This is a genomic window from Streptococcus sp. 2154, assembly GCF_013277255.1.
Classification (GTDB): Bacteria; Bacillota; Bacilli; order Lactobacillales; family Streptococcaceae; genus Streptococcus; species Streptococcus pseudopneumoniae.
Map to the genome: position 1 here is coordinate 25,515 of NZ_VMMK01000016.1, position 9,246 is coordinate 34,760.

The following is a 9,246-nucleotide window of genomic DNA, read 5'->3' on the forward strand; positions in this document are numbered from 1 at the left end:
AATGATTTTACTACAAAAGGTTGGGTTAACTAAGGTGATGTTATGAAAACAGGGGCGTTAAGAATTTATTTTGGTTATGCTGCAGGAGTTGGAAAAACCTATGCTATGCTTAGAGAAGCGCAGCGAGCTCAAAAAGCTGGAGTAGATGTGGTAGTAGGTTACATTGAACCTCATAATCGACCTGAGACTATGGCTTTACTGATTGGTCTTGAGCAATTATCTCCTAAAACAATAAAATATAAAGGTATCACCTTAAATGAGTTTGATATTGATACTGCTTTAAGGCGTCAACCACGCATTATTTTAGTGGATGAATTGGCTCATACTAACTGTTTTGAGTCACGTAATAAAAAGAGGTACCAAGATATTAAGGAACTGCTTTATGCAGGGATTGATGTCTATACTACTGTAAATGTCCAACATATTGAAAGTTTAAACGATGTGATTGAAGCTATTACAGGGATTCAAGTTAATGAGATAATTCCAGATGCTATTTTTGATCAGGCTGATCAGATTGAACTTGTAGATATTGACCCATCAGATTTACTTGAACGATTGGATAAAGGAAAAATTTATTCTAAATCGCAAGCTAAATTGGCCAAGCGTCACTTTTTTACTGAAGAAAAGTTAATATCTTTGAGAGAAATCGCTTTGCGCAAAGCAGCTGATCAGATTAATGGAAGTGCTTTTCGAGGAAAAAAAGTTAAAGATAGTATTGTGACCAAGGAACATGTCTTGGTCTGTGTGTCACCCTCTCCCTCCTCTTCACATGTCATTCGCGCTGCTTCAAGATTAGCAAGTGCTCTTAATGCAGACTTTACAGCCCTGTATATTGGTAGTTTAGATAGGGAACTGACTAATCAGGAGTTACATCAGAACTTGGAATTGGCAGAGCGGTTGGGAGCTAAGGTGACAGTTATGGATTATAATAATGTGACCAAGCAGATTGCTGATTACGCAAAATTGAGCCGTGTTTCTAAGTTAGTAGTCGGAAAAAGTGGCTCCAGAACTATTTGGCCTAAAGAAAATATTGTGGAAGTTCTTAGTAAGAATGTTCCTGATTTGGATATGTTTGTAGTCCATAATACTAGAGGAAAAAAAGAGACTTCGGTTGGTAAGCTCTCGTTGCCTTCTTGGTTTTCTAAATGGCAATTTTCTTTCAGTGATTTGGTTAAAACACTGGTGGTATTGTTGCTAGTAACCTTAACAGGTCTTTTATTTCGTTTCTGGAATCTCAGTACCAACAACATTATAATAATATATACATTAAGTGTTCAAATAAATGCTGTTTGGACAAAAGGAAAACTTTATAGTGTGATTTCTTCTATTTTATCAGTTCTTTGTTTTAATTACTTTTTTGTGGCCCCCTACTACACTTTTACTTCTTTTAATCCTACTTATCCTATGACTTTTGCTATTATGTTAATTACTGGTCTGATTACTTCTAGTCTCATAAAAAGGATTCAAGAGCAGGCAAGATTATCTACTGAAAAATCTTATCTAACAGAGTTGTTACTACAAACAAATAGAGGATTATCTCAGGCAGACTCTATTCCTTCTATTTTAGAAGAACTAGCTATTCAAGTCAAAAAATTATTGAATAGTGATGTGGTGATTTATCCTGTAACAGGTGGTACTTTGGAGACGCCGAAATATTTCCCTACCAGTCATTCTTTGAGGACCTTAGCTGATTACTATCAGTACAATGAGCGAGGAGTGGTTGAGTGGGTTTTATATAATAATAAACAAGCTGGAGCAACAACAAACACCTTGTCTGCTGCTAAATTTCTGTATTTATCTGTCAGAGGTAAAGATTCTGTTTTTGCTATTATTGGTATTTTAATAGAGGATAAAACAATGATTGACCTGTTTGAAAAATCTGTTATTCTAACTGTTTTAGGAGAGGCATCCTTGGCATTAGAAAAAGAAGCATTACGCGAAGAACAACAAAAAATGGAACTTAAAATACAAAAAGAACAGTTAAGGGTTGATTTGTTAAGGGGAATCTCACATGATTTGAGAACTCCACTTACAAGCATATCAGGTCAGTCTAAATTAATGATGGAGACGGGGGGAATTATGGAGAAACAGCGTATGATAGAATTAGCTGCCTATATTTACGATGACTCTATGTGGTTGATTAATCTGATTGAAAATTTATTGTCAATTACTAAATTGGATAATGATACTACTCTTTCATTAAGAATAAATGTTTTCGATGAGTTGATTGAAGAAGCTTTGAAACATGTGGATCAACATATTAAGAATCATGACTTTGTTTTAATTTTATCAGATGATTTATTAATAGCTAAAATGGATGCTCCCTTGATTGTGCAAGTACTGGTTAATATCATTAACAATGCAGTTAAATATACGCATGAAGGATCTTTAATTACATTGACGAGTAATAGAAAGGATCAGAACCTGGTGGTTGAGGTTTCTGACGATGGTCCTGGTATTAACGATCAAGCAAAAGAAAAGATTTTTGACCTTTTTTATACATCAGAAAATTTGGCATCCGATGGTAAAAGAGGCCTAGGTATAGGATTATCTTTATGTAAGAGTATTATTACAGCACATGGGGGGACTATTTACGTCCATGACAATACTCCTAAAGGAGTTATCTTTGGATTTACACTACCACTAGCGGAGGTGAATGTATTACATGAAAAATGAAAATGTTAAGATTTTAATTTGTGAAGATGACTCTTCCGTTAACAGACTTTTATCCTTAGCAATGGAAGTTGAAGGTTATCATTATGTATCAGTTCGGACTGGAGAGGAAGCTTTGCGTCAGATCATTTCGCAATTTCCAGATTTATTATTATTGGATTTGGGTTTGCCAGATATGGATGGTAAAGACATTATTGACAAGATTCGTAGCTTTTCACAGCTACCTGTTATTGTTGTTAGTGCACGTGGAGAAGAAAGTGACAAGATTGATGCACTTGATGCTGGGGCAGATGATTATTTGACGAAACCCTTTAGCATTGATGAGCTTTTCGCTCGGTTAAGAGTTAGTCTTAGGAGGTCAAAGCAGATTAATCAACAAAGTGACGGTAATTCTGAAAAATCATCTTTTACTAATGGCTGGCTACATGTTGATTTTTTATCTAATCGTGTATTTGTTAATAACCAAGAAATTCACTTAACCCCGATTGAGTATAAGTTGCTTTGTCTTCTATCAGAGAATGTTGATAGAGTGTTGACTTATCGTTTTATTGTCAAGGAAATTTGGGGATATTATGAGGAAGATTTTTCTGCTTTGAGAGTTTTTGTTAATACATTGCGAAAAAAAATCGAATTAGGATTGGGTTACTCTAAAATGGTTCAAACTCATATTGGTATCGGTTATCGTATGATTAAGATTGAAAATTATGATGACAAATAATCCAAAAAGAATTTTATTCACCTGATTTGTAATTTCTTGGCAGCTATTTGAAACAAGTCTTAGGATAGGTTGTCTTAGGTTATTTTAGGAGACAATCTTTATATAATCTTTATTTTATATCCGTAATCTTTATATCATTTTTATACTTTTCGTGGTAGAATGATTATATTCTTGAAGGAGGATACAATGCTAGTAGATTTCATAATGTTTCTAGTTTTATTTTTTATTTTTTTGTTAATGATTGGTTTTATTGTTTGGTGTGATAAGCACCTTAAAGGTGATTAGAGGGAGAGTGTACTATGATAGTATTAGGAATAATTTTTGGTTTATTAATCTGTTATTTATTTTATGCTCTGTTACACCCGGAGAGATTTTAGGAGGAATGTGAGATGTTACAAATCATATTTGTCTTAGTACTGGCTTGTATTATTATATTACCAACTGGAAAGTATCTTTACCATATAGCTAGCCAGCAAAAAACTTTTGCAGATCCCATTATGGATCCTATTGATAGGTGGATTTATAAGTTGCTTGATGTGGACAAAAAAGGAATGACTTGGAAGGAGTATGCTGTAGCCCTTATTTTAACTAATGCTGTTATGGCTCTAGTGGCTTATGTAATCCTAAGAACACAGGCCTTTTTCTTTTTGAACCCCACCCGTGTTGGTTCATTAGAATCAAGCCTGAGTTTCAATACAGTCATATCTTTTATCACCAATTCTAATTTACAAAATTATGCTGGTGAGAGGGATTTGTCTTTTTTTAGTCAGATGGTTGTCATTACTTTTATGATGTTTACCTCAGCTGCTTCAGGCTATGCTGCTGCTATGGCTTTTATCAGAGGTGTATCAGGCAAGTATCAAGACATGGGGAATTTCTATGTTGACTTTGTTCGGGTGATTACTCGAGTGTTGCTTCCTTTTTCAATAATAGGCTCTTTGTTACTTATTTCACAGGGGGTTCCCCAAACACTATCAAAAGAGTTATATGCGACTACTTTGGAGGGCAATTTACAAGGTCTTATAATGGGACCGGTCGCTTCTCTTGAAATTATTAAACACTTGGGAACCAACGGTGGTGGTTTTTTTGCAGCAAATTCAGCAACTCCCTTTGAAAACCCTAATGTAATCACAAATATTATTGAAATGCTATCTATGATGTTGTTACCAGGTTCTATGGTAGTTGTTTTTGGTCATATGGTTTCATCTAGGAAAAAGGAAGATCATCCCTTTGAATCTGTACAGAAAGTTTCTTATAAGTCCACTAAATCTACGTTTATTAAACTAGGAGGACAGGCAAGACCGCTTCTGATTGTTATGCTATTCTTATTTTTTGTTGGTTTATCCATTATTGTTTGGTCAGAAAGTAGAGGAAATCCTGTCTTGCATCAATTGGGTTTGAATCAATCAATGGGAAGTATGGAAGGTAAAGAAGTTAGGTTCGGTATTCCAATGTCTGGTCTGTTTACAGAAATAACAACGGCTTTTACAACGGGTTCCGTGAATAATATGCACGATACTTTGACTCCTCTAAGTGGTGGAGTAGCTATGATTAACATGATGCTCAATGTTATATTTGGCGGTAAAGGTGTAGGAATAATGAATATGATGCTGTACGTTCTTCTTACTGTTTTTATTTGTGGATTAATGATTGGGCGTGCACCTGTTTATTTAGGAAAAAAAATTGAAGGTAAAGAAATGACTTTAATTGCTTTAGCCATCATGGTTCACCCTATGATTATTCTAGGTTTTTCAGCAGTAGCTGTCTCATTGCCAGCAGGATTTAACAGTGTTACCAATCCAGGATTTCATTCTTTATCACAAGTGATTTATCAATTTACCTCAGCTTCTGCTAACAACGGATCGGGATTTGAAGGACTAAAAGACAATACTTTATTCTGGAATATATCTACAGGATTAGCTATGTTTTTTGGACGCTATGTGACTTTGATTCTTCAGCTATCGATTGCTGGTTCGTTAATGACTAAGCAACATGTGAATGATTCCCTAGGTTCTTTAAAAACAGATACGGGGACTTTTGCCATTATTTTAGGTGTGATAGTGTTGATTATATCAGCCTTAACTTTCTTACCAGTCCTTGTACTAGGACCTTTAGCTGAATTTCTAACTCAATGAGGTTTATTATGATTTCAAAGAAAACTTACTTTCTGACAAAAAAGATACTACTCAGTTCCCTTAAAGGAGCGGTCGTAAAACTTCGCCCTAGTTACATGATTAAAAATCCAGTAATGTTTGTAGTTGAAGTTGGTTTTGTTCTGACCTTCTTTTTAACAATTATCCCCGTTGATGCTCAACAAGATAGCCAAAGTAGTCAATTGTATAATGGCATAGTAGCAGTGATCTTATTTTTAACTTTATTATTTTCTAATTTTGCTGAATCCATTGCGGAAGGAAGAGGAAAAGCACAGGCTGAAAGTTTAAAAAAGACGCAAGAAAATATGACAGCTAGACGACTCTATTTTGACAATGATGGTCAGACCCTTCTTGAAGAAACTATTGAGGCCACAGCCTTGCAAAAAGGAGATATCGTTCTGGTTAAGGTAGGAGAATTAATTCCTGGTGACGGTGAAGTTATTGAAGGAATTGCTTCTGTAGACGAATCAGCTATTACAGGAGAGTCAGCTCCGGTGATCAAAGAACCTGGTGGTGATTTTGCTTTTGTAACAGGAGGGACAACTCTTGCTAGTGACTGGCTTAAGTTGAAAATGACCTCACGTGCTGGAGAGTCTTTCTTGGACAAAATGATTTCCTTGGTAGAGGGTGCTTCTCGGCAAAAAACCCCTAATGAAATTGCCTTGAATACTTTGCTAGTCAGCTTAACAATTATATTCTTAATGGTAATTGGAAGTTTGTACCCGATTGCTAGCGCTTTGCACATAAAGATTACAGTTACTACTCTTGTGGCATTGACCGTATGTTTAATTCCAACAACAATTGGAGGTCTGCTGTCAGCAATTGGAATTGCAGGTATGGATCGCGTTACACGGTTTAATGTGATTGCTATGTCAGGAAAAGCAGTGGAGTCTAGTGGTGATGTGGATACTATGATTTTGGACAAAACAGGAACCATTACCTTTGGAAATCGTATGGCTGCTCATTTTGTTCCTGTAGATGGTGTTAGTCAAGAGTCTTTAATAAGAGCAGCTATGCTAAGTTCTCTACAGGATGATACACCGGAAGGAAAATCAATTGTTAAGCTTGCTAAAGAATATGGGGCAAGTATTCCTCCTATTTCTGAAGATATGACCTTTATTGATTTTACTGCTCAAACACGAATGAGTGGGATAGACTTTGTTGATGGGGGAATGATACGTAAGGGTGCCACAGATGCTATAAGTCGCTATATTAAAGGTAAAGGTGGTGTGATTCCGAAAGATTTGAAGTCTATCAGTGAAAGAATTGCTTCAGCTGGGGGAACTCCACTGGCAGTAGTGGAGGGGCAGAATATTTTGGGAGTGATTGCTCTCAAGGATACCATCAAACCAGGTTTAGTTGAGCGTTTTGCTCGCCTACGGGCAATGGGAATTAAAACTATTATGTGTACCGGTGATAATCCTCTTACCGCTGCGACCATAGCTCAAGAAGCAGGCGTTGATAGCTTTATCGCTGAATGCAAGCCAGAAGATAAAATTGAAGCTATTAAAAAAGAACAACGCTTAGGAAAAGTTGTTGCGATGACAGGAGATGGGACTAATGATGCCCCAGCACTAGCTCAGGCAGATGTCGGTATTGCTATGAATTCTGGAACAAGTGCTGCTAAAGAAGCTGCTAATATGGTGGATTTAGATAGCGATCCAACCAAGATTCTGGATATCGTTGAAATTGGAAAGCAATTATTAATGACGCGAGGAGCTTTAACCACTTTTTCAATTGCTAATGATATTGCCAAATACTTTGCCATTATTCCAGCTATTTTTATGCCCAGTATCCCCCAAATGCAATCGTTAAATATCATGTCATTATCAACGTCTTCCAGCGCAATTTTATCGGCTCTGATTTTCAATGCCATTATTATTCCTCTTCTAATTCCGATTGCGATGAAAGGAGTTTCTTATAAGCCTCAAAGGTCAGAAAAAGTTTTGGCTCATAACATGCTGATTTATGGTTTGGGTGGAGTCTTCATCCCGTTTATTGGAATTAAAATCATTGATATGAGTATTACTCCATTATTGTATCTATTGGGTTTATCCTGATAAGATTAGTTTAATATAATATAATATTTAGAGGAATAAGATTGAAACTTATCTACATTGCTTTACGTTTAAAAGAATCAGTGTCTTTTCCTTGGGTTGAACATGAAAGGAATGAATAACAATCATGAGAAAAATATTTATACATATCAGACGTTCTGTCCGACTAAGTCTTTTATTTGGGGCGGTTTGTGGATTATTTTACCCTTTGCTGATTACCGGATTAGGGCAGTTTATTTTTCCTGTTCAAGCCAATGGTAGTCAAATTAAGCAGGATGGGAAGCTTATTGGATCGGCTTTAATTGGGCAAGAATTTTCGTCAGCTGCTTTTCTGCATGGTAGACCATCTGCTATTCAGTATAATACTTACCTTAGCGAAGGAGACCCAAGTGGACAAAGGCGGGATATTACTTCTGGTTCCCAAAATCTGGCTCCTAGTAATCCTGAACTAAAAGTACGTGTTCAAAAGGAACTGTCTCTTCTCATAGAAGAAAACCCAACTATTTCAATCAGAGATATCCCTGCTGATTTGGTAACAACATCGGCTTCGGGATTGGATCCAGAAATCAGTCCAGAAAGTGCTAAACTACAACTCCCCCGTATTTCTAAGACAACAGGTATTAGCTTGCCTAGACTGGAAGAAATCATTGACAAGCATACAGTAACAAAAATTTTTGGATTTCTAGGTGAAGATAGGGTGTCTGTGTTAAAAGTTAACATCGATATTATGAAGGAACTAAACTAACACCGCTGTAAAAGTTATACGGGTATTATTGCAAGTAATTAGTAGTGAGAGGTACGCCTATTACAAAAAAAGGGATAAAAAAGAACTCTTACTTCCTAGACTATATAATCTGATGAGTATCTTACAGATAGAGAAAGGAAGTTGGCATTTATTTATGAACTACTTTTAGCTGGTTTGAGATTTGTGACAAACTCATTTCACTGAAGAATTGTCAATCGAAAGTGATGATGTCCCAAAAAAATGGTGAGATTGAGGGCAATTATTTTGATTTTATTTGATACGAGGAACCCTTGAAGCTGTTTTGTCAAATGAAATGCTTGTCTTAGACTCCTTGCTTTCTCTCTCCTAAATGTAAGGGATAGAGTGATTTCCTTTAAGGAACAGCTTCCCATTTAGCGAGAAATAGATTATACTTGTAGCTGAGGAGAATCAAGCTCCTCACTAGTAAACTCTTCATAATCCTTTTTATTTTTCTGAAGATATTGTTTGAAAGATGTGAGTTTCCACGGATGGGTTTGTGGAGGGATATACTTGCGTCTTTCTTTTTTTGTTCTGGTTCTGGTTCAAAGTTTTTCGAATAGAGTTCATGAACTAGTAGCTCCTTTGTGTGATAGATCTTGTCAGCGATATTGAGGTAGATGTCACCGTCAACTTCTTTTATAACGAATGCTTTCGTCTTTCTGCTGAAATAGACTTCTTTTCCTTTCTGTTGATAGGCTAGTAGCAGATGATTGCTTTGTCTTTTAGAAAGGTTCAGTTCGACACAGGCTCGATTATTTGTTTTCTTTCCTTGGTCTATAGCTTTTATCACAAGATATTTTTTCGTTTCATTCATATTCAGTTGGATCCTTTTCATACGACTATTTTATCAAATGGGACATTTTCACGTTCGATTTACTA

Annotated in this window: 6 protein-coding genes and 1 pseudogene; 6 read left to right on the top strand and 1 reads right to left on the bottom strand. The window is 36.0% G+C overall.

Annotated elements, in window-relative coordinates; all coding sequences use genetic code 11:
• Positions 1-42 precede the first annotated feature (42 nt).
• The 6 genes from HT693_RS01210 to kdpC all read left to right on the top strand — a co-directional run bounded on the left by HT693_RS01210 (position 43) and on the right by kdpC (position 8,346).
• A complete protein-coding gene (locus HT693_RS01210; protein ID WP_138706157.1) occupies positions 43-2,676 on the top strand; it encodes a sensor histidine kinase KdpD in 2,634 nt (877 codons plus the stop codon).
• The gene (locus HT693_RS01215; RefSeq protein WP_000787304.1) at positions 2,666-3,391 is read left to right on the top strand and encodes a response regulator transcription factor; all 726 of its coding nucleotides are present in this window, start codon (positions 2,666-2,668) and stop codon (positions 3,389-3,391) included. The genes HT693_RS01210 and HT693_RS01215 overlap by 11 nt, the downstream gene beginning before the upstream one ends.
• A 299-nt stretch (positions 3,392-3,690) precedes the next feature.
• A complete protein-coding gene (gene kdpF, locus HT693_RS01220; RefSeq protein ID WP_007285010.1) occupies positions 3,691-3,768 on the top strand; it encodes a K(+)-transporting ATPase subunit F in 78 nt (25 codons plus the stop codon).
• Between the two features lie 12 nt (positions 3,769-3,780).
• Positions 3,781-5,526 (top strand): potassium-transporting ATPase subunit KdpA, encoded by a 1,746-nt coding sequence (locus HT693_RS01225; protein ID WP_000939242.1) that lies wholly within the window; start codon positions 3,781-3,783, stop codon positions 5,524-5,526.
• A gap of 8 nt (positions 5,527-5,534) precedes the next feature.
• Positions 5,535-7,604 carry a potassium-transporting ATPase subunit KdpB gene (gene kdpB, locus HT693_RS01230; protein ID WP_101514414.1) on the top strand — a complete coding sequence of 690 codons (2,070 nt, stop codon included), beginning with the start codon at positions 5,535-5,537 and terminating at the stop codon, positions 7,602-7,604.
• Positions 7,605-7,728: 124 nt separating this feature from the next.
• Positions 7,729-8,346, top strand: a complete 618-nt coding sequence (gene kdpC, locus HT693_RS01235) for a potassium-transporting ATPase subunit KdpC (RefSeq protein ID WP_001225808.1) — start codon at positions 7,729-7,731, stop codon at positions 8,344-8,346.
• Between the two features lie 407 nt (positions 8,347-8,753).
• Here kdpC and HT693_RS01240 read toward each other — a convergent pair.
• Positions 8,754-9,046, bottom strand: a pseudogene (locus tag HT693_RS01240) (ISNCY family transposase); the annotation flags it as partial.
• Positions 9,047-9,246: the final 200 nt, after the last annotated feature.

Coding starts and splice junctions, on each gene's coding strand:
- kdpF (WP_007285010.1), top strand. CDS start 3,691: ATGATAGTATTAGGAATAATTTTTGGTTTATTAATCTGTTATTTATTT.
- HT693_RS01215 (WP_000787304.1), top strand. CDS start 2,666: ATGAAAAATGAAAATGTTAAGATTTTAATTTGTGAAGATGACTCTTCC.
- kdpC (WP_001225808.1), top strand. CDS start 7,729: ATGAGAAAAATATTTATACATATCAGACGTTCTGTCCGACTAAGTCTT.
- HT693_RS01225 (WP_000939242.1), top strand. CDS start 3,781: ATGTTACAAATCATATTTGTCTTAGTACTGGCTTGTATTATTATATTA.
- HT693_RS01210 (WP_138706157.1), top strand. CDS start 43: ATGAAAACAGGGGCGTTAAGAATTTATTTTGGTTATGCTGCAGGAGTT.
- kdpB (WP_101514414.1), top strand. CDS start 5,535: ATGATTTCAAAGAAAACTTACTTTCTGACAAAAAAGATACTACTCAGT.